Genomic DNA, 20,753 nt, shown 5'->3' on the forward strand with positions numbered 1-20,753 from the left:
CTGGTGATGAGCGAGAGGTGAAGGACTAGACTGCCGGATCAGGGCTGGACTTCGGATCCAGTTCCATTTGGTCGATTAAGTAGGTAGTCCTGCGACCCTCTACTAATCTGTCCATGCAAATCAAAAAAGGCATCCCGGTTTCACCCGGCGTCGCAATCTGCGAAGCAGTGGTCATCGACGCCGAGCACTCTCCGATTCCACGCCGTCTGGTGCCCAGCAGCCAGACGAGGGTGGAGTTGGAGCGGCTTGACCGGGCATTGGTCACGAGCATCAAAGAAATCGAAAGCCTGCGTGAGCGAGCCACGGCTACGCTCGGCCCCGAACTGGCCAAACTTTTCTCTGCACACCTGGGCATGCTCCAGGACAAAGCGATCACTGGTGAAATCAGAGGTCTCATCACTCGAGAGCGCGTCACGGCGGAATATGCGGTTTACTCGGTGATGCGCGAGTGGGCCAGACGATTTCAGTCACTCGAAAGCAAACACTTTCGTGACCGCGATGCGGATATCTGGGACTTGGAACGGCGGCTGGTCGGCCACCTGATCGGTACGACACGCGCGGATCTAACCCAGATGCGTGGCGAAGCGATCGTCATCGCTCACGATCTGACACCCAGCCAAACCGCATCATTTGATAAGCGAAAAATTCGAGGGCTTGCCACCGATCTTGGTGGTCGCACCAGTCACACTGCCATCATGGCGCACGCACTGGGGATCCCGGCGATCGTCGGCCTGGAGGATATCACCAGTGCCGCCTCTGTCGGCCAAACCGTCATCATCGACGGTAATCGCGGCCTGGTCATCATCGACCCGGATGCCTCTCAACTGATGGAGTATCGTCAGGACCTCGAACGCCGCGCAGCCTTCGACGCATCCCTTGATGAACTTTCGCGTCTTCCGGCTATCACGACAGACGGAACGGAAATCACACTCCTGGCCAATATCGAGTTTCCTGACGAGATCGCCGCAGCCGTGCAAAAAGGGGCGAACGGCGTCGGACTCTACCGCACGGAGTTCCTGTTCCTCACCGCTGGTGCGGAGCCCAGCGAGGATCAACAGTACGAAGCGTACAAGCAGGCCATCCTCGCGCTGGGCGGGAAAATGCTCACGATCCGCACCCTCGATCTGGGCGCGGATAAATTGCTGGGCGACGAAAATGCTGACCACATCGAACGTAACCCGTTTTTAGGTTGCCGATCGATCCGCCTGTGTCTCCAGGATCTGCCGCTTTTTAAGACCCAGCTTCGTGCGATCCTGCGGGCCAGCGTCGAAGGGCCGGTACGGATCATGTTCCCGCTCATCAGCAATATCCGGGAGTTGCGTCAGGCAAAAATGATCCTCAACGATGTCCGTGAGGATCTCGAAGACGAAGGAATTCCGTTCCGCCGTGATATTCCGGTCGGAATCATGATCGAGGTACCTTCCGCTGCGTTGCAGGCCAAGGCTTTGGCCCACGAATGTCAGTTTTTCAGCATCGGGACCAATGACCTGATCCAATACACCGTGGCGGTGGACCGTGGAAACGAGCGTATCGCCAGCCTTTACTCTGCGGCTCATCCGGCAGTAATTCAATTGGTTCGTGAAGTGGTCAAAGCCGCCAAGAGCGCTAAGATTGAGGTAAGCCTTTGCGGTGAAATGGGCGGCGAGCCTGAGTTTGTTATGCTATTGCTTGGTTTAGGCTTGAGAAGCCTGTCGATTACGCCGCCTGCTGTGCCCGAGGTTAAACGGATTATCCGCTCGGTGAGCATCGGCCAGTGTACGCGAATCGCAAAGAAAATCATGGCTTTTGACTCCGACCGTGAGGTGATGAATTACCTCCGTGAGGAGTTAAGAAAAATCATTCCCGATGAGTCCGATGGACGTTCCATCGAGACCTGAACGGGACAACGAATCTGCCCGCATCCCGATGTTCAAGGTCCCCAGTCATCCCGATCAGGCATCATTGCTCGATCTCGCGCCCCGCGCTCTGCGCCGACGCTGGAGTTCGTCCGCATGTTGCCGCGAAGGCTTGGGTCGCAACCGACTCGTCTTGCGAGGCCGTAAATGGATAGAAGAAGAACATGTCGAAACGAGAAATGCTGATCAACTACGTCCCCGGCGAGGAATGCCGCATCGCCATCATTGAGGACGGACGGCTTGACGAGCTCTATCAGGAGCGAGCAAGCAACGAATCACACGTCGGAAATATTTACAAGGGCAAGGTGGTCAACGTCGAGCCGTCGATCCAGGCGGCATTCATCGACTTTGGCCTCGAGCGCAACGGCTTTTTACATATTTCCGATCTGCACCCGATGTATTTTCCCGGCGATGCCAAAGAGGAGACCGAACAGGTCGGCCTCAAGACGCCGCGCCGCGATCGCCCGCCCATCCAACGCTGCCTTCGCCGCGGCCAGGAAGTACTCGTACAGGTGCTCAAGGAAGGCATCGGTACCAAAGGCCCCACGCTCACGAGCTATCTCTCCATCCCCGGCCGCTATCTGGTGATGATGCCTCACATGGAGAAACTCGGCGTTTCCCGCAAAGTCGATGACGATGAAGCGCGGCGCGAAAGCCGCGAGATCCTCAACGCCCTCAACCCCCCGCCGGGGTTTGGTTTCATTATCCGCACGGCGGGGATCGGGCGTTCTAAAACCGATCTCAAACGCGACCTTGCCTACCTTCAACGGCTCTGGAAAACGATCGACCGCAAAATGACGACGACACGGATCGGTGAGCTTTTCGCTGAGAGCGATCTGGTCATCCGAACCATCCGCGATGTTTACACACCCGACATCACCCGGATTGTGGTGGATGATTCCACGGCTGCGCGACGGGCTCTCGATTTCCTTACCATCTCAAACCCTCGCTCAGGCTCGAATGTGTACGTTTACAACGAATCCGTACCGCTTTTTCATCGCTACGAAATCGAAAAGCAGATCGAAACAATCCACGCCCGCACCGTACCGCTTCCCAGCGGTGGTTCGCTGGTGATCGACTCGACCGAAGCTCTCGTGGCGATTGATGTCAACAGCGGAAAATACCGCGATAACCGCGATGCAGAGATGACCGCCTACAAGGTCAATCTCGAAGCGGTCGATGAGATTTGCCGACAACTTCGCCTCCGCGATCTGGGCGGTGTGATCGTCAACGATCTCATCGATATGCGGAACCTCAAACATCGACGCGAGATCGAGAATCGCTTTAAGGATAACCTCAAAAAGGATCGCGCCCGAACGCGCACGCTGCCGATCAGCCAGTTCGGTATTCTTGAGATGACACGACAGCGCATGCGGCCTTCCCTCAAGAAATCAATCTATATGGACTGCCCCGCCTGTCACGGGGCTGCTCTTGTCAAGAGTCCTGAGAGCGTCGTGCTCGATGTCATGCGCCGTCTGGCCGCAGTCCTTCAGCGGGATGTCGTCATACGAGTCGAGCTGACCGTCAGCCCGGATGTGGCATTCCAACTGCTCAACCGCAAACGATCACAGCTTGTCGCCATCGAACAGACACACGGAAAGTCTGTTTTGGTGCGCGTCAATGGAGCCGGGTCGCTGGATTATGTGTCTCTGGCGGCATTCGACGCACGCGGCGGCGAGGTGGAAGCCGAGTCGCTGGGGGCTATGAAGGAACCTTCCCTCGAACTGATTACGTCCAGCACTCCAATGGATGATGTGTTCGAGGAAATCGAAGTTTCGGCTGAAACCGAAGAGGAAAGCGCAAACGAATCCGCAGACGAAATCAGCAGCGAAGACGAAACCGCAACAGAACTCGGTGATGGACTGGTTTCAACGGACGACCTTCCCCCTCAGACGGATGTACCCGTGAACGAGGAAGGACAACCCGGAGGCCGACGGCGAAGACGGCGACGCGGAGGCCGTGGAAGGCGACGACATAACGGCAACACCAATACCACGCAAAACGAGACGGCGTCGAGAAATGACGAATCCGTACCAGCTGGAGCACCCATCAACAATGGTGATTCCCTCTTTGATGGTGAAGCGGCAGTCTCCGCCAACCCCGACTCAACAAGTGATGACGTGGTGAATGCGCAATCGATTGCATCCAATGCGCCGTCATACGACGACGCTGACGCAGATATGGACGACATTGAGAGGCCTGGTTTGATGCCCTCGGCTGATGACTCCGTTCACCATGGATTGGAAGATGATTCCGACCACGAGCCGGGTGATATCAACGGCAATCTCGTGGCGCCACAACCCGTCGGCGGCGCACCCCAGGGGCACGCCGGAAATAACGGTCAGCAAGGTCAAGGAGGCGGGCGGCGACGACGGCGCCGCCGCGGCGGACGCGGTAGAAATAAAAACCGTCAATCTCTGGACAGCCAACCGCGCCCCGCAGGACAACACTCCTCAACGAGTGCTGGAAGCAATGGTTCGCAGCAGCAGCGTCAGCAGCAACGGCAACCGCAGAATCAACAACGAGGACACCGACCACAGCAGCATCCTCCACGCACACAGCCTGTTGAGCGTGGATCGACACCTGAACCGATCGTGATTCCGCCGCAGCGGATGCCCGACGTGCGTGTCGTAGCGCAGATTCCGACGCAGCCGGCGACAGAAGCGGTTCCCATGCCCGTAACTCGAACCGCACCACGACCGGCTGCCATCAGTACAGGTTATCGCGGTTATCGCAGTAATCGTCCACGCCCTAACCCTGACGCGACCAGCTCCGCACCGTCGGGAGATAACGGTACTCCTAATCCCTGATCTGCACAGTTCACCAGAGTTAAACGAGATCCTGCTCGTCGCTGGATTGAGTCGAGTTAAATTCACTCCATGGCCACCAACTCCACCCGCCGCCGGCTCGTCGTACTCGGTTCCACCGGAAGCATCGGTGTCAATACGCTCAACGTCGTCGAGCATCTCAACGCGCTGGCCGACGAAAATGGCAACTCTTCATTCGATGTCGTCGGACTTGCAGCGGGACGCAAGGCTGATGTGCTCGTGGAACAGACCCGCAAGTTCCATGTGCCGGCAGTTGCTATCGCTGATCCGCAACAGGCACAAGAGATGGCGACTCGCTTGCCACGGACACGGATTTTTGCAGGTGACGATTCAGCACTGGAGTTGATGGAACACGCTGACGCGACCGATTGCATCGCGGCTGTGGTTGGCAGCGCGGGACTTCCCGCAGCCATTGTTGCTGCCCGCAAGGGAATGTCGATCGGGCTGGCGAATAAGGAAACTCTCGTCGCCGCCGGCTCCTTGATTACCCCGATCATCAAAAAACATGGCGCACGGTTGATACCGGTGGATAGTGAACACTCCGCCATTTTTCAATGCATCGAAGGTCAGGGACGTAAATCGCAGGGTACAAGGGTCGGTCAAACTGACGGACCGCAGGAGCACAGCTCCATCAAGCGTATTGTGCTGACCGCATCGGGCGGCCCCTTCCGCACTGCGTCAAAAGAGACTGTTGAAAACGCCACCGTTGAACAGGCACTAAAGCATCCGACATGGGTTATGGGGCCGAAGATCACCATCGACTCTGCCACGCTCATGAACAAAGCGCTTGAGGTGATCGAGGCCCATTGGCTCTTTGATCTCCCAGCAGAAAAGATCGAGGTCATCATTCACCCGCAGTCGATGATCCACTCCTTTGTGGAATTCACGGACAACTCGATTCTCGCTCAGCTTGGCCCACCGGATATGAAAACGCCTATTCAGTACGCATTGACCTACCCGCACCGGTCCGCGGGCTGTAGTGCCGCTCTGGATTGGTCGAAATTAAACAGGTTGGACTTTGAAGAACCGGACCACGAGCGGTTTGGGGCGTTACGGCTGGCCTATGATGTCATCCGCAAAGGCGGAACGGCTGGGGCGATCTTCAATGCTGCCAACGAGGCAGCGGTCGCAGCTTTCCTCGAACGCAAGGTCCGTTTCGGCCGTATCACGGAACTGGTGAGGCAAGCCCTGACGAGCCTGACAGTCCGCGAAGTGGACTCGCTGGAGACAGTGCTGGCCGCGGATCGTGAAGCAAGAGAGTTTGTAAAGGATCAAATCTGCCGACAGTAAAAAAAATGTCACCACCGTAAGAGGCCAACCAACACTGCGTGTGACATATTCCTGCTGACGGCTTTTCTGGAAACACCCATGCACGGAACGCTCCTTGATACGCTGCACCAGCTCCGCTCATTTATCCTTTTGGTGCTGGGTTTCGGATTTGTCATTTTTGTTCACGAGTTAGGTCATTTCCTTGCCGCCAAAGCCGTAGGCATCAAGGTCACGCAGTTTGCAATCGGGTTTGGACCTTCGATTTTTTCGTTTCGCAAAGGCATCGGCTTCCGTTTCGGCTCCACCGAAGAGGAATATGCCAAACGGCTTCAGGCTCAAACGGCAAGCGACAGCAACACTCAGACAGCCGAATCTCATCACCCTGTGGCGATGAGTGAAACCGAATACCGCCTCAACTGGTTTCCTCTCGGCGGCTACGTAAAAATGCTCGGGCAGGAGGACATGGACCCCTCGGCTGTCAGCGATGACGAGCGGGCCTTTAACCGCAAGCCCATCTGGGCTCGCGCGACGGTCATCTCAGCGGGCGTCATCATGAATCTGATCTTCGGCGTGGTGTTTTTCATCATCGCCTTCATGATGGGTGTCGGCTTCAACCCCTCGATCGTCGGCGATGTCCAGTTAGATAGTCCGGCCTCCAAAGCCTATGCGCAAGGTCACGAAGGCGATCCCAAATACAAAGGTCTCAAACCCGGCGACAAGGTGCTGTCAATCAACGGCGAAGCGGTCAGCGACTTTGCCGACATGCGAGTCAATGTCGCCCTGGCAAATAATCCCATCACAGCCGTCGTCCAACGTGATACCCCAGACGGTACGGGCGAACGACTCACCTACGTGATGGAATCACAGCGCGACGCCCAGATGCAGCTCTACTCCCTGGGTATCTCGCCCGTCTCAGACACGTTATTGAACCCCAAGCTCGATGCCGAAGATCTGCCGACCATACTCAGGCAGGCAGGCGTAACTAAGGGCATGCGGGTTCTCGCGGTGGACGGCCAACCGGTCAAGATCAAGGACTATCCGCATTTTGACAGCCTTGTCAGTGCCAGGCAGGGCAACCCCGCACAGGTGACTTTTGGTTTCGACGACCCCGCCCGTAAGGATGAGGCCCGTCAGGTGACTCTCTGCGCCGAACCCGATCTATTGATGCAGGAAATCACGTCGGCGACAAATAATCAGTCCCCTATCTATATGCAACACATGATCGGCTTCTTGCCGGTGATGAAGGTCGAGGAACCGATGCCCCAATCGGCAGCGATGGCGGCCGGTTTTCTCGAAGGTGACGTGATCGCTCGTGTCGGAGCGGTTCAGTGGCCCACGATCAGCCGTTTTATCGATGTGGTATCCGCTTCCAAAGGGAAGAAACTCGATGTTCAGGTGCTTCGCGGCAAAGAGCTGGTCACTCTCACAGTGACTCCCGGACGAGACGGACGCATTGGCGTGCGTCCCGGATACGCACTGGAGATCAACCGCGTCGGAGACGTTTTACCCGGTTCACCCGCAGCGACACTTCAGATCAATCCGGGCACCGAAGTGCTTTCGATCAATGGCGAGGCGGTTCACAATTATGGCGACATGCAGCGGCTGTTGGCTGCGGCTGTCTCTGCCAAATTGTCCGCCGTACCACCTTCGACACAACCTGCTCCATCTTCCGTCACCATCGGCTACCGTTTGGCTGTCGCGGATCAGCAACCGTCCACAGCTGCTGTCACTATCCCTCCCGAAATGGTCAGCGAACTGGCTCAGGCACAATGGCGGCAGCCGCTTCCTGCTTTTGTCTTCAAAACCCGACTCGATGAAATCAAAGCGACAAGCCCTCTCGAAGCGGCAAGCATCGGGATCCATAAGACCGGCAACTTCATCGTGCAGACTTATCTGACCGTCAGCGCGCTGATCCGCGGACGTGTGCCGTTAAACCAGATGTCCGGTCCGGTCGGCATCGCTCACAAGGGCACGCAGATCACCAACGAAGGGCTGTCGTATCTTTTCTGGTTCCTCGGCCTCATCAGTGCCAACCTTGCCGTCATCAATTTCCTGCCGATCCCCGTAGTTGATGGCGGGCTGATGGTGATGCTCATTATCGAGAAGATCAAAGGCAGCCCGGTCAGTCCGAAAATCCAAGTAGCGGTCACCTATGCCGGCCTGGCTCTGATTCTGAGCCTGTTCCTCTACATCACCTATCACGATGTAGCCCGGCTCGTCGGGTAACTCGGACCTTCATCATTAACGCGCCGAACCCGCTCATCCGTTGCGTGCAGAAGATGGATCAGGGGTTGCTGCGTCAGCCGTGTTTTCCCTCTATACTTGCTCCTTCGATTTCCTAACGAATGAGGCAGTAGAGCGTGAAACTTACGGGACTGATTGTGGCGATCGTCATTGGAGCGGTGTTCGCCTTCGCAATTTTTTACACCAGCGGCCGTCCGGGAACCCCGAACTCCCCCACCGCGGCGACGACGCAACCTGCATCCCAACCGTCTGCGCCGTCCGCAGCGCCTGCGATTCAGCAAGCCGGCACCACACCCAAACTGCCTGCGATCTCTGCCGATGGATTTCATCCACTCGACATGGGAGCTTCTACATCAGTGACCCTTGGTTCCGATGCAGATAAAGGGCCGTACCGTCTCAAGATCGACCTGACCTACTGGGGTGCGGGTATCAAGCGAATCACCCTGGCCAACTACGCCAAGGTCGCGCGTGGGAAAGAGCGGTACGTTCTGGCGGACATGATCTCCGTCGCTGGCGACGTGCGCTATCCCTTCGGCGCGCGGCGAATCACAATCAACGAGCACACCATCGACCTTTATGCCGCCGCGTGGAGCCTCGTCAAGGCCGACGCCAGCACTGCGATTTATCGACTCGTCATCGGCAGTTCCGCCGACAAAAAAGTGCTCGAAGTCACCCGCACCTACTCGCTGGCTCAGGGCAGCTACGACCTGACCATGCGGCAGGAATTCCGGAACCTCCTTGAAACCGATAACAAAACCGATCAATCGCTGCGGGTCGTCTGGGAACAGAATGCGCAGGGTGATGCAACGCCTGATGACATTTTCCATGGCGACGATCGCTCTTACGCGGCTGGATACTTCAAACTCGACTACGACCCGCAACGGCACCATATCTACACCGACAAATCCATGCTGCCCCGCACTTCCGTGCTCGATTACTACCGCGACAAAAGCCGGGTCTTCTGGCCAAACCCCGATCTGAATCCTAAATGCGAATTGGCGTGGGTGGCCTCGCTGAACCGCTACTTCGCCCTGGTGGTACATCCGACACCTCTCAAATCGCCTCCCGGCAACGCGGCGGACTTCCCAAGATGGTTTGAGCCGGGTATTGAAAAAGGGAACCTCGACTCTCTGGGACTGGAGATCATCGGGCAGTGGAATAAAGACCCCTTGCTCGATCAGCGACGGGCGATGTTCACTCTGGTATCCCAACCGTTTGACCTGGCGCCAGGTGCGACATTGGTTTTGGAAAACGGCCTGTTCGCAGGCCCTCGCGAGAGTGACCTATTCAGCAAGCAGCCCTATGTCTCGCTCGATTTCCAGAATCTGATTGTTTACGTGATGGGCTGCACGTGGTTTACTTCCCAGCATATCGCCCGCTGGCTGTTATGGCTGCTGAAGATCTTCCATTTCATCACCTTTGACTGGGGCGTGGCGATTATCGTGCTGGTGATGATGGTACGGCTCATCCTGCACCCGATCACCAAACGGGCGCAGATCAATATGACACGGCTGGGCAAGCAAATGTCCACGCTCAAGCCGGAAATCGAGAGGATCAAAAAGAAGTACAGCGGCGATCAGCAGGCAATCAACCGTGAGACCATGACCCTCTACCGGGAAAAAGGCGTCAATCCCGCCAACATGCTCGGTTGCGCACCGATGTTTCTCCAGACGCCGATCTGGGCAGCCCTTTACGCCATGCTTTACGGTGCTATCGAGTTGAGGCAGCAGCCCGCGTTTTACGGCATCTTTCAGAAAATCACCGGCGGACGGTGGGAGTTCCTTGGCGATCTGGCGCGTGCGGACAATTTCATCCTGCTGCCCGCAGGGGCACAGTTCACGATTCCTCTGATCGGAATCCATGTAACGGCCATCAATCTCCTGCCGTTCCTCCTTGCAGTCGTCTTTTACTTTCAACAAAAGCTGATGTCGCCGCCGCCCGCCGATGACCAGGCGGCTCAACAGCAGAAGATCATGAAGTACATGACGCTGCTTTTTCCGATCATGCTCTATTCGTCACCCAGCGGTCTGACGCTCTACATCCTCGCGTCCACCGGAGCGGGCATCGTGGACAGCGTCATCGTCAAGCGACACATCAAGCGCGAAGAGGAAGAAGGCCGTCTCTTCACCGCCAAGCCGACAAAAGGTCCGAAACCCGGCGGATGGAAGGATCGCCTGATGAAGGTTGCCGAAACACGGCAACGCGCGATGATGGAGCGTCAGAACAAACGAAAACGCTGAAAGCTTGTCAGATCAATCCGTTGTGATAATCAGCGATGAAGTCGCAGGACGGGTGGAGTATGCTCGTTAATCATGCTGCGACTTTATGCGCACTCCACTCGCTGCAAGCTGCGGCGCTAAATCAGAGGACGTATGCGGAGCAAGGATGGGAGTGAGGCACCATTTTCGTGTTTCTAGCTCATCACGATCTATGCGCCGCTATATTGCAACAGGGACCGTTTTCAAGTGCTGATGGGACGAAATGGTTGATGACGTCATTGTTGCGGTCAGTTCTCCTCCAGGTCGTTCTGCCCGTGGGTTGATTCGGATTACCGGGCCGACTGCGACAGCCTGTGTATTGTCGTTACTTGAACCCTGCATTGATTTCCACCCGCCTCGGATGCTGCAAGCCGTGAAGCTGCGTCTGACGGATAACAGTCATGCGCTGCTGCCGGTATTTCTGTCTGTGTACCGTGGGCCGGCCAGTTTTACGGGGCAGGATCTCGTTGAGTTGCAATGTCCGGGGAATCCCGCGTTGCTCGAAAGGATCGTGCAGCGGATCATCGCCGCCGGAGCCAGACTCGCAGAACCGGGGGAGTTCACCTTTCGTGCCTTTCTGGCGGGCAAGCTCGATCTGACTCAGGCTGAGGGAATCGCCGGAACCATCGCAGCCACGAGTGATGCGCAGCTCCGGGCCGCGACCCATCTGAGGGAAGGCAAACTTGGCCGTTTCGCTGCGGAGCTGGTCAGCGACATAGCGACACAGTTGGCACTGGTCGAGGCGGGCATCGACTTTGTCGATCAGGACGACGTTGTGCCGATTGGACCACGCATGCTTGACGAGCGTCTGGCCGCTCTCGAAAGTCGTTTATCAAATCTACTCGCAAACAGCCGTACCTGGGGTTCGCTTGAAGCTCTGCCCCGCGTGGTACTGGTCGGTGCACCAAGTACGGGCAAGAGCACACTGTTTAACGCGTTGCTGGGGCAGGAGCGAGCGGTAATCAGTGAAATGCCGGGGACGACGCGGGATATTCTCGCGGAGCCTTTGAAAATAACCTCTCCCTCCGGCGGAGAAATCGAAGTGTTGCTCGTCGATATTGCGGGTATCGACACGCCGTCCGGAATGCTCGACCGCCATGTACAGGCTGCGGCATCGCGAGTGATACAAGAGGCGGATCTAATCATGGCAATCGACGACGGTACTGCGCCCCTTCCGCCGTTGCCTGCGGGTAAACCGATCCTGCGTGTACGCACCAAAAGTGATCTGGAACCGTCTCGTCATGCGAACGATCTGACTGTGAGCGCGTGGCGATGTGAGGGTTTAAGTGAACTGAAATCAGAACTGGCGTCACGGTTTGCTGACGCATCACCCACGCTGTCGGGAGAAACGCTTGCTCTGAATCCTCGTCATGAATCAGCTCTGCGTGACGCAATAACTTTCATCCAGTCCGCCCGCGAGAGGCTGGTCGGCTGCCTTGACCATGCTGCGCTACCGCACATGGAACTGATCGCCGGTGACCTGCGGCGGGCTCTCGATGCGATGGCGTGCATCGGCGGGCAGATGTCACCAGATGACGTAATCGGCCGCATCTTCGCGACGTTCTGCGTCGGTAAATAAACCCTGCTGCGCGGAAAGTCCCTAACCGTCCTATACTTTCCTTTCGCACCGGATAAGGACAAAACCATGGCAGAAGACGGACCCAAGATTCACATTGACAGCGACTGGAAAGCGCAGGCTCAGGCGGAGAAGGCAAAACTTGCTGAGAAAAGTAAAACCGCACCCAAGGCGGGGGCCGGCGGAAGCGGCGGAGCGGGCGGGCTGCCTCCAGCTTCGTTCGAGACGCTCATCAGCACCATGGTCACGCAGGCACTCTTTGCGATGGGCGCAATTCCCGACCCGCGCACCGGCCAGCGGATGCAGAACCTCGACCACGCCCGCTACCAGATCGACCTCCTGGGTGTGCTCGAAGAGAAGACCAAGGGCAACCTCACCGAAGACGAAACCAACCTGATTTCGTCCGCGGTGTACGAGCTGCGCACGCGATATATTCAACTGCTCAGTGCTGCCCGGGGTGGGTGAAGCCGTGATGATCGAGCAGCGAGCGTTCTACTTGAGACCGCATCGCAGCGATATCCTGACTGATCTTCGCCGTATCAGGTTGAGGGCTTTGCCCCCCTTCGCGCAGCTCTCTACAATCTTTCACCTTCCGACCGCGGACGATTTTCCGCGGTGAAAGGACATTCCACCGTGTCTGAAACCGCCCACGCCTCCCCCGCTGCCGCCAAACCTCGAACCTTTTATCAGAAGCACTATTTCCTGTTGCGCCGTCTGCACTCGCTCTCAGGAATCGTGCCGGTCGGTCTGTTCGTGATCATGCACTTGTTCACGAACTTTCAGATCATCTCCGGCGACTTTCAGCATGAGGTTGAGTTCATCCACGGCCTGCCCGCGCTGACCGTCGCCGAAATCGGCATCTGGCTGGGAATCGGCTTTCACGCGGCATTGGGGCTGGTTTACACCTTTGCCGACAAGCCGGACTTCGGCATCACCGAATCGAAGCACTACAAATACCGAGACTCCTGGCGTTACACGTTCCAGCGCATCACCGGCGTGATCGCCCTGATTTTCATCTTCCTCCACGTGGCGACACTGCGTTGGCGCTGGAGCTTTGGAGGATGGTTCACGCCGTTCTTCGTGGCAGCTCCCGACGGCCAGCCGCTGGTCTCCGCAACGACAGCCGCTGCTCTGCAAGGAAGCACTCTCGTGCTGGTGCTCTATATCGTCGGCGTCCTGAGCGTGATTTATCACTGGTGCAACGGGCTTTGGACGGCGGCGATCTCCTGGGGGCTGACGGTCAGCGTCGCGTCCATGGAACGCTGGCGTTACGTCTGCGCAGGGCTGGCGGTCATCCTGACGATCTTCGCCGGCGGGGCCATCCTCGGAGCGATGCGTTACGAGATCACCCCGCAGCAGCGACAGGGCATCGAAGCAGCCATCAAGGCTTATCAGGAAAAAGGACAGGTCATCCATAAGTCGGGCGGGCATGCCCTCGACGCATCACCCGTTCATCAATCGCCTCTGAACACGAGCGTTTCCTTGGATGCGTCGCCCAAGACGCAAACCCCCGACCTGGGCAAGGACGATCACGAGTAAGGAATATGGCTAACACTAAACCCAGAGTCATCATCGTCGGCGGAGGCCTCGCCGGCCTCGCGGCATCAGTTCGCTGTGCGGAAGCAGGCGTGAGCGTGGATCTCTTCTCCATGGTCCCCGTCAAACGCTCACACAGCGTTTGTGCGCAAGGCGGTATCAATGCCTGCAATGAAGTCGCCCGTCAACAGGGCTACTCCGAATACATGCACTTTGATGAGACCGTGTACGGCGGCGACTTCCTCAATCACCAGCCGCCCGTCTATGAGATGGCGTACTACGCGCCCAAAATCATCGATCTGCTCGACCGCATGGGTGTGCCTTTCAATCGCACGCCTGAAGGAGAGCGCGATCTGCGGATGTTCGGCGGATCACTCTTCAAACGCACCCACTTTGCCGGCGCGACAACCGGCCAGCAGCTTCTCTACGCACTCGATGAGCAAACCCGCCGTTTCGAGGCGGAAGGCAAAGTCAAAAAGTATGAGTTCTGGGAGTTCCTCTGGCCGGTGCTCGATGAAACCGGCACCTGCAAGGGCATCGTCGCGCAGGATATGCGGACGATGAAGATCCAGCCGTTCCGTGCTGACGCGGTCGTGATGGCGACCGGCGGATGCGGGATGGTGTACGGCAAGAGCACGATGTCGGTGATCTGCACCGGAGGCGCGGCTGCCCGCTGTTACCAGGCCGGTGCCTGGCTGGGTAACCCGGAAATGATCCAGGTCCATCCCACCGCCATCCCCGGCGAGGATAAGTGCCGTCTCATGAGCGAATCAGCCCGTGGTGAGGGCGGCCGCCTGTGGGTGCCCGGTATCCGCGTCGGTAACGGCCCGGATCCCCGCGCTAACTGGAAGCCTCATCCTCAGTCGGGCAAACATCCCAACGAGCTGCCTGAGTCCGAACGCTGGTATTTCATGGATGAGCTGTACCCCAAGTACGGCAACCTCGTCTCACGCGATATCGCCACCCGTGAAATCTTCTTCCGCTGCCAGGAAGGGTTCGGTATCGGCGGCGGGCGCATGGTTTATCTCGATGTCACCCACCTGCCCGACGCCAACAAGAAAAAGCTCGCGGGTATTCTGGAGATTTACGAAAAATTCGTCGGTGAGGATCCTCGTCACGTGCCCATGAAGATTTTCCCCGCCGTCCACTATTCCATGGGCGGGCTTTACACGAAATACGCAGCCAAGCCCGACAACAAGGGCATGATCTTCGGCGATCCGGCGAACATGATGACTAACGTGCCGGGACTTTACGCCTTTGGTGAGGTCAATTACGCCTATCACGGGGCTAACCGCCTGGGTGCCAACGCCCTGCTGAACTGCATCTTCGACGGCCTCTACAACGGCATGTCCGTCGTCACCTATGTCAAGGATGTCGTTAAGAGTTCCGCCAACGAGGCGGCCGAAGCTCCCTTCACCGCTGCGGTGAAACAGGAGGAAGACAAAGTCCGGCGGCTGATCTCCTCACAAGGCCAGGTCAATCCTTACTCGCTTCACGCCCGGCTGGGTGATGAGATGACTGACTCCTGTACCGTCGTGAGGGAGGAAGGCCGTCTCAAGGCAGCCCTGGAAAACGTCCGGCAGATGCGAGAGCAGTATCGAGGCGTACGGCTGACAGATACGAGCATGTGGACCAACCAGAACCTGAGCTTCACGCGGGCACTGGGTGATATGTTGATTTACGCCGAAGCCATCGTGATGGGCGCGCTGGAACGTCGTGAGTCGCGCGGCGCGCACTTCCGCAGCGATTTTCCCGATCGTAACGATGCGAATTTCCTGAAAACAACCATCGCCAAGTACGACCCGGCAACGGCGAAGACGAGTCTGGCGTTTGAAGATGTCCCGGTTCCGCTGATTCAGCCTCGCGTCCGAAACTACGGCAAAGTTGAATCTAAATAAAGTGATCCGATCTTGCGTAAGGTAAAGGAAACAGTCGCAGTCCACTGATCGGTTGGAATCTGAACCCAGGGATTCACCTATGCAGCTACACGATCACATGGTCAAGCTCGGTGCCAGACTTTTCCGCTGGCGCAGCTACCTGCCCCTGCTGACGGTGGGACTCTTCGTCTGGGGATTCCTGTCCTATCGTTTTCCCCTTAACAGCTCCCGTGCTGACGTGGTACTGGAAATCACCTGCCTGGGGATTTGTTTCGTCGGTCTGCTGGTACGTGTGCTGACGGTGGGATTCGTTCCTCGCGGAACTTCCGGCCGCAACACAACCACGCAGAAAGCATCCCGGCTCAATACAACCGGCATGTATTCCGTCGTCCGTCATCCGCTCTACCTGGGTAATTTCCTGATCTGGATGGGGATGATTCTGTTCTTTCATGACGCCCTGCTGTTTATCACCGCGGCTCTGATTTACCTCGTGTACTACGAACGGATCGCCATGGCGGAGGAACAGTTTCTGCGCGAAAGTTTCGGGGATCAGTTTGAGTCCTGGGCAGCCAAAACTCCCGCCATCATCCCCAACTTCCGTCTTTGGGTGGCACCCGACCTCCGTTTCTCCTGGCGCACGGTGCTGCGACGGGAGAACAATACCTTCATGTTGATCATTGTCGGCATGACGACGCTGGAAGTGATCTCCGATGTGGTGGTCGAAAATGTCCTCGAACTGGAGCCGATGTGGATTTCCCTGCTGGCTCCCAGCGTCTTCCTTTACATCATGATCCATGTTCTGAAGCATTACACCCGCCTGTTGGAGGTGCCCGGCCGGTAACCAAACCCCACCCCACGTCCCATGATCGACACAGCCGCCAACCCGGTTCCTTCCATTCACCGCTGGCTTCCGCCTGAGCGGATGCGGCGTTATCAGTGGGCTAAGGTCGTCGGCGGCGTACTGGTAGGCGTCATCTTTTCCGGATGGCTTTTTCTTCAATGGTCGAACCCTGTGATGCGAATCGTGGCGATCGGATTGATTTTGATGACCGCCTGGATCATCGCGTCGTCGATCATCACGGACCTCCATCGCTCACGCGGGCGACAGCTTTCCATCGAAGACGACGCCCTCATCATCGAGACAGGCAGCCAGACGAGCTGCATCGCACTCGATGAGATCAGCCGTGCCGAATGGCATGAGGAACCTCCCGAACGAGCAGGCCTGCTGCTGCTGGATAGCGAGGGAGAATCGATGGCACTGATCGACCGATATTTCCTGGCAGACCAGACCGAAGCCCTAGCGTTCGTCCACTGGGCGCGCGAGCGTGCCCCGTTTAATTTCGAGATTCGCTGGCCTCAAAAGTAGGCGGGGAAGACCTGCCTAGGATGTATTTCTCAGGTGGAAATTCCCACCTTATGTTGAACCCACGGTGGCGTCGTCCACCCCACGAGGAAAACCATGACTGCCCCGAACGCCGACGTCCGCACCATCCTCTTCAAAATCAAACGCCAGAAGGGGCCGAACGATCCGCCCTACTGGGAAGAGTACGCGGTGCCCTACAAGCCCAATCTCAACGTCATCAGTTGCCTCAACTGGATTGCGGAGCATCCCGTGACCACTGCCGGCCATGAGTCCACGGTCGTGACGTGGGACGCAGCCTGTCTGGAAGAAGTCTGCGGCTCATGCACGGTAAATATCAACGGACGGGCACGGCAGGCATGTTCCGCATTGATCGACCACCTCGTCGCTGAGACGGGACAGGATGTCATCGTGCTCGAACCGATGCAGAAGTTTCCGGTCGTCCGCGACTTGTGCGTCGAGCGGCAACGGATGTTTGAGAATCTCAAACGAATCAAAGGTTGGGTGCCCATCGACGGCACCCATGCGCTGGGGGCCGGCCCGAAGGAGACGCCCGCCGAACAGGACCGCCGCTACGCGCTGTCCCGCTGTATGTCCTGCGGCTGCTGCCTTGAGGCGTGCCCGCAGTTCACGATTGATAACGAGTTCGTCGGTGCGCAGATCTTCGGCCAGGTGACCTACTTCAACATGCACAAGACCGGCAAGGTCCACAAAGACGACCGGCTTGAGGTCATGGAGGAAGCCGGTGGAATCGCCGACTGCGGCAACGCACAGAACTGCGTCAAAGTCTGCCCGAAGGAGTTGCCGCTGACCGAGGCCATCGGCGAAGTCGGCCGTCAGACAACCATCCACGCCGTCAAAGCGTTCTTTACCGGCAAGTAACTAAGAAACCTCTCCACGAGACATGCTGCCGCACCTCTTCACGGACACGGCCGTCTTGTCATGCGCCGATTATTTGGTCGCTCCGGCGTCCGCAGGCTTCGGGGCGGGTCGAACCACCCGGCCATCAGCGTAGGCCTTGGCGCCATCGGGGTCCGCCTTCCCGCCCTTAAGCTCCCACAGCAACACCGTGGTCGCATCGGCTGTCTTTGGATCGGGCGGCTGCGCATAACCGTAGCCGGGATATTCACCCGTGCGCGGATTGGTCAGCAGAGCCTTCAACCCCTCTTGTCCGTTGACATATTTTGAGAGGTCGTCGAGCTTGGCCGGATATGCGCCGTCGTTGTCTGCCATATAGGTCTGGATCGCCACGGATAACTGACGCATGTTCGACATCGAGCTAGTAGCCTTGGCAGCCGCACGAGCGTTACGGATGGCCGGCCCAATCACTGTGCCGACTTCCTTGAGTTTTTCCGTCGATAACGCAATGGCGACCTGTGATCCCTTGGCGTCGGCTTTCATGCCGTCGAGCAGCAGCATCGGGCCGACCATCATGGTCATCCGGGGAGACACCGTCATGCCCTTGGCCATCGCCGCTTTGAGCGGAGCCATCTGCTGTTGCGCCTGGAGGATCGCAGCATTGAGCGAGTTCGACAGAGAAGTCGCGCCGGCATCATCGGCGGATTGAATCACCAGGCGAACATTCGGCGAATCGCCGAGAAATATCTGTCCGCTCGTCCACTCGGCTGCCGACAGGTCGGCCAGGAGTTGCTGGACCGCAGGCAGAGCGTTTTGCTGCGCTTGGGCGATCTTGGCGCGGAGCTGTTCGTTGGGTTTAACCGCAATTCGAATGGGAGCATCACCTGCCAGCGACAGCGCCGCCGCGAGCGTCTTGCCCGCAGCCTCATCACCGCCGCCAACCAGCGGAGAGTTACGTTTGTTCGTCACCTGGAGCCAACCGTCCTTGAGTTGTCCTACCACCGGCTCGGTGCCTTTGGGCGCCAGTTCCAGGATCAGAGCCTTCATCGCATCAGCTTTGGAGGCGTCGCTTAACTTGATCAGCGCTACCGGCTCCTCCATGGCGCCGCTGGCCGGCTGTTTCATCACATACCCGATCGTCTGCCCGCCCGCTGCGATGAACTTCTTGTGCTTTTCGTCATATTCAGGCAGTCCGTCCTGAAACTCCTCCGCTGCGTCACCCATGATCGCCTTCGTTACCGCTTTGAGATCGGACGCGCTGATCTTTGTCATGTCGAGCAATACGACCGCCACCACATCCGGGCTGTTGACCTCCGTTGGCAGCGTGACCGCTGGTGCCCGCACAATCGTCATTAAAAGCAGACACGTTGCCGCCGCTATAACTGTGTAGCACCGCCGCATGGAGGTCCCCTTTGGGTGATGAAAATGGTGATTTCTCGATCAGGTTCGATGAATCATACCGGGCCGGTTCCATAAAGCGATCTGAGTCGTTTCACATGCTGATGTTCAAACACCAGCCGTTGAACCGCGCTTCTCAAGGGACGTAGTGGTTAGTGACGATGAGAACCAATGTCATGGCTCTGCCACGTCTCTCTTCGGTGCGGCCGCTCGTCCGCTATGTGGACGAAAGCCAGGCTGTCATCGACATTCACTTCACCCTGCTGCCGATGGTCCCCACCCATGAGGAGCCTGCGCTGCCGCTCGGTGCCGTTGAAGTCCTCGTCGAAATGGTTGGAGCGGACGGTTTTTTCGATGAGCAGCGCAGCCGAGTTGACCTGCGCGGTCTGGAAGGCAACGTGCGGATGGAGATCGTTCATCCTGAGCGTTGGTGGCCGGCGGGCATGGGCGAGCAGTCACTCTATTGCTTCAAGGTAACGCTGGTGCATCAGGGTGAAGCGACCGACATGCGGACGGTCACTGTCGGCTTTACCTCGGTTCGTCTGGATCACCGCAGGCCGTGCGCCAGTCGGGCTGAACTGCTGGTCAATGGCCAGGTCTGCCCGATCGACGCAGTGATGCCGATTGATCTGATCCATGAGCGGCGACTCCTGCCGATCGCGGGGCACTCGCTGTTGATCGTGCGCGATCATTACGGGCCGGATGTTTTGTACGAGGCTGCGGATCGCGCGGGAATCCTGCTGATTCAGTGCGTGCCGATTGATCCCGCAGGCAAGCCGGAGGAAGGCGTGGTCGATCAGGTCGATCGCCTTTCCGCCCACCCCAGCCTGTGCGGGTGGTTTGTCGGGCATCTGGGGCGCATGGCCGACGACGTAGCCGCGCGGCTCCATGCTCTTGACCCTACTCGAAGTGTGCTGCGCACTGTGCCGGTGCAATAACGCGACAATGATGTGACTGATTCACGAACGTCGGCCGAATGAAGCCGAACCGTCTGCTGATCTGTGCGCATCGAAACCGTGAGCAGATCAACTCTGCCTCGTCTCCCCTATAATCCAAGGATGATTCCGCTTTTTCTTGGCCTGAGCATCGCCAATCTCATCCTGCTGGCTACCGTCTTTGGACTTGGCTTGTTCGCCACTGACGCGCAGCACAAGACCACCGGGGTTTACTCGTATCACATCTCGCTGGCGTTCGCGTCGGGGATGATGGTGCTGCTGACGCATCTGGCGTTCTACACCTATTTCATGGCTACGACGAAGTGGCTCGCCGCCGCCTCCGACAAGGCCAACTTTCCCATGGACCGCTTCGCCGCCCCCGCTTATGGAGCCAAACGCCGCGCCATGCGGGTCGCCATGACCGCCATCCTGCTGACCATGCTGGCGATGTTCGCCGGCGCAGCCGCGGACCCGACCGTCAGGCCGTGGTGGCCCGGCGAGGTGCATATGTTCGCCGCGATCGTTGCAATCGTCGCCAACGCCTTTTGCGTCTGGATCGAATCCGACATGATTAAATCACAGCGGCGGTTGATGGATGAAGCATTGGCGGAGCTGAACGCCATGCCCGGCATCCGCGTCGAGCAGACCTGAAACCGCCGGCAATATCTGCTGTTCCCAAACTTGTCAGCGTACAATGCTTTTTGCGTACTTCTTAATTT

Annotated in this window: 15 protein-coding genes; 14 read left to right on the forward strand and 1 reads right to left on the reverse strand. The window is 57.8% G+C overall.

The window, feature by feature from the left end:
- The first annotated feature begins 113 nt into the window (after positions 1-113).
- From ptsP to sdhB, 12 genes are all read left to right on the forward strand, one after another.
- Positions 114-1,877, forward strand: coding sequence for a phosphoenolpyruvate--protein phosphotransferase (gene ptsP / locus IT444_09515; protein ID MCC7193003.1), 1,764 nt, complete (start codon positions 114-116; stop codon positions 1,875-1,877).
- Positions 1,878-2,059: 182 nt separating this feature from the next.
- Positions 2,060-4,705: an Rne/Rng family ribonuclease gene (locus tag IT444_09520; protein MCC7193004.1), complete on the forward strand. Its 2,646-nt coding sequence runs from the start codon at positions 2,060-2,062 to the stop codon at positions 4,703-4,705.
- A 69-nt stretch (positions 4,706-4,774) separates the two neighbouring features.
- Positions 4,775-6,013 (forward strand): 1-deoxy-D-xylulose-5-phosphate reductoisomerase, encoded by a 1,239-nt coding sequence (locus tag IT444_09525; protein MCC7193005.1) that lies wholly within the window; start codon positions 4,775-4,777, stop codon positions 6,011-6,013.
- A 78-nt stretch (positions 6,014-6,091) separates the two neighbouring features.
- The gene (locus tag IT444_09530) at positions 6,092-8,218 is read left to right on the forward strand and encodes a site-2 protease family protein (protein MCC7193006.1); all 2,127 of its coding nucleotides are present in this window, start codon (positions 6,092-6,094) and stop codon (positions 8,216-8,218) included.
- A 134-nt stretch (positions 8,219-8,352) separates the two neighbouring features.
- Complete coding sequence (locus tag IT444_09535) at positions 8,353-10,476, forward strand: YidC/Oxa1 family insertase periplasmic-domain containing protein (protein MCC7193007.1); 2,124 nt, start codon at positions 8,353-8,355, stop codon at positions 10,474-10,476.
- A 241-nt stretch (positions 10,477-10,717) separates the two neighbouring features.
- Positions 10,718-12,073, forward strand: a complete 1,356-nt coding sequence (locus IT444_09540) for a tRNA modification GTPase (protein ID MCC7193008.1) — start codon at positions 10,718-10,720, stop codon at positions 12,071-12,073.
- Between the two features lie 66 nt (positions 12,074-12,139).
- Positions 12,140-12,535: a DUF1844 domain-containing protein gene (locus IT444_09545; protein ID MCC7193009.1), complete on the forward strand. Its 396-nt coding sequence runs from the start codon at positions 12,140-12,142 to the stop codon at positions 12,533-12,535.
- Positions 12,536-12,703: 168 nt separating this feature from the next.
- Positions 12,704-13,609, forward strand: coding sequence for a hypothetical protein (locus IT444_09550; protein ID MCC7193010.1), 906 nt, complete (start codon positions 12,704-12,706; stop codon positions 13,607-13,609).
- A 5-nt stretch (positions 13,610-13,614) separates the two neighbouring features.
- Positions 13,615-15,504 carry a succinate dehydrogenase flavoprotein subunit gene (gene sdhA / locus IT444_09555; protein ID MCC7193011.1) on the forward strand — a complete coding sequence of 630 codons (1,890 nt, stop codon included), beginning with the start codon at positions 13,615-13,617 and terminating at the stop codon, positions 15,502-15,504.
- A 79-nt stretch (positions 15,505-15,583) separates the two neighbouring features.
- Positions 15,584-16,324, forward strand: coding sequence for a DUF1295 domain-containing protein (locus tag IT444_09560; protein ID MCC7193012.1), 741 nt, complete (start codon positions 15,584-15,586; stop codon positions 16,322-16,324).
- Positions 16,325-16,345: 21 nt separating this feature from the next.
- A complete protein-coding gene (locus IT444_09565) occupies positions 16,346-16,849 on the forward strand; it encodes a hypothetical protein (protein ID MCC7193013.1) in 504 nt (167 codons plus the stop codon).
- 93 nt (positions 16,850-16,942) lie between these two features.
- Positions 16,943-17,725 carry a succinate dehydrogenase iron-sulfur subunit gene (gene sdhB / locus IT444_09570; protein MCC7193014.1) on the forward strand — a complete coding sequence of 261 codons (783 nt, stop codon included), beginning with the start codon at positions 16,943-16,945 and terminating at the stop codon, positions 17,723-17,725.
- A 69-nt stretch (positions 17,726-17,794) separates the two neighbouring features.
- Here sdhB and IT444_09575 read toward each other — a convergent pair whose 3' ends face one another.
- Positions 17,795-19,102 (reverse strand): hypothetical protein, encoded by a 1,308-nt coding sequence (locus tag IT444_09575; GenBank protein MCC7193015.1) that lies wholly within the window; start codon positions 19,100-19,102, stop codon positions 17,795-17,797.
- A gap of 173 nt (positions 19,103-19,275) precedes the next feature.
- Here IT444_09575 and IT444_09580 point away from each other — a divergent pair, with 173 nt between their 5' ends.
- Both IT444_09580 and IT444_09585 read left to right on the forward strand, forming a co-directional pair.
- Positions 19,276-20,037 carry a hypothetical protein gene (locus IT444_09580; GenBank protein MCC7193016.1) on the forward strand — a complete coding sequence of 254 codons (762 nt, stop codon included), beginning with the start codon at positions 19,276-19,278 and terminating at the stop codon, positions 20,035-20,037.
- A gap of 120 nt (positions 20,038-20,157) precedes the next feature.
- Positions 20,158-20,685 (forward strand): hypothetical protein, encoded by a 528-nt coding sequence (locus IT444_09585; GenBank protein ID MCC7193017.1) that lies wholly within the window; start codon positions 20,158-20,160, stop codon positions 20,683-20,685.
- The last annotated feature ends 68 nt before the right edge of the window (positions 20,686-20,753 follow it).

Source organism: Phycisphaeraceae bacterium (assembly GCA_020851465.1).
Classification (GTDB): domain Bacteria; phylum Planctomycetota; class Phycisphaerae; order Phycisphaerales; family Phycisphaeraceae; genus JADZCR01.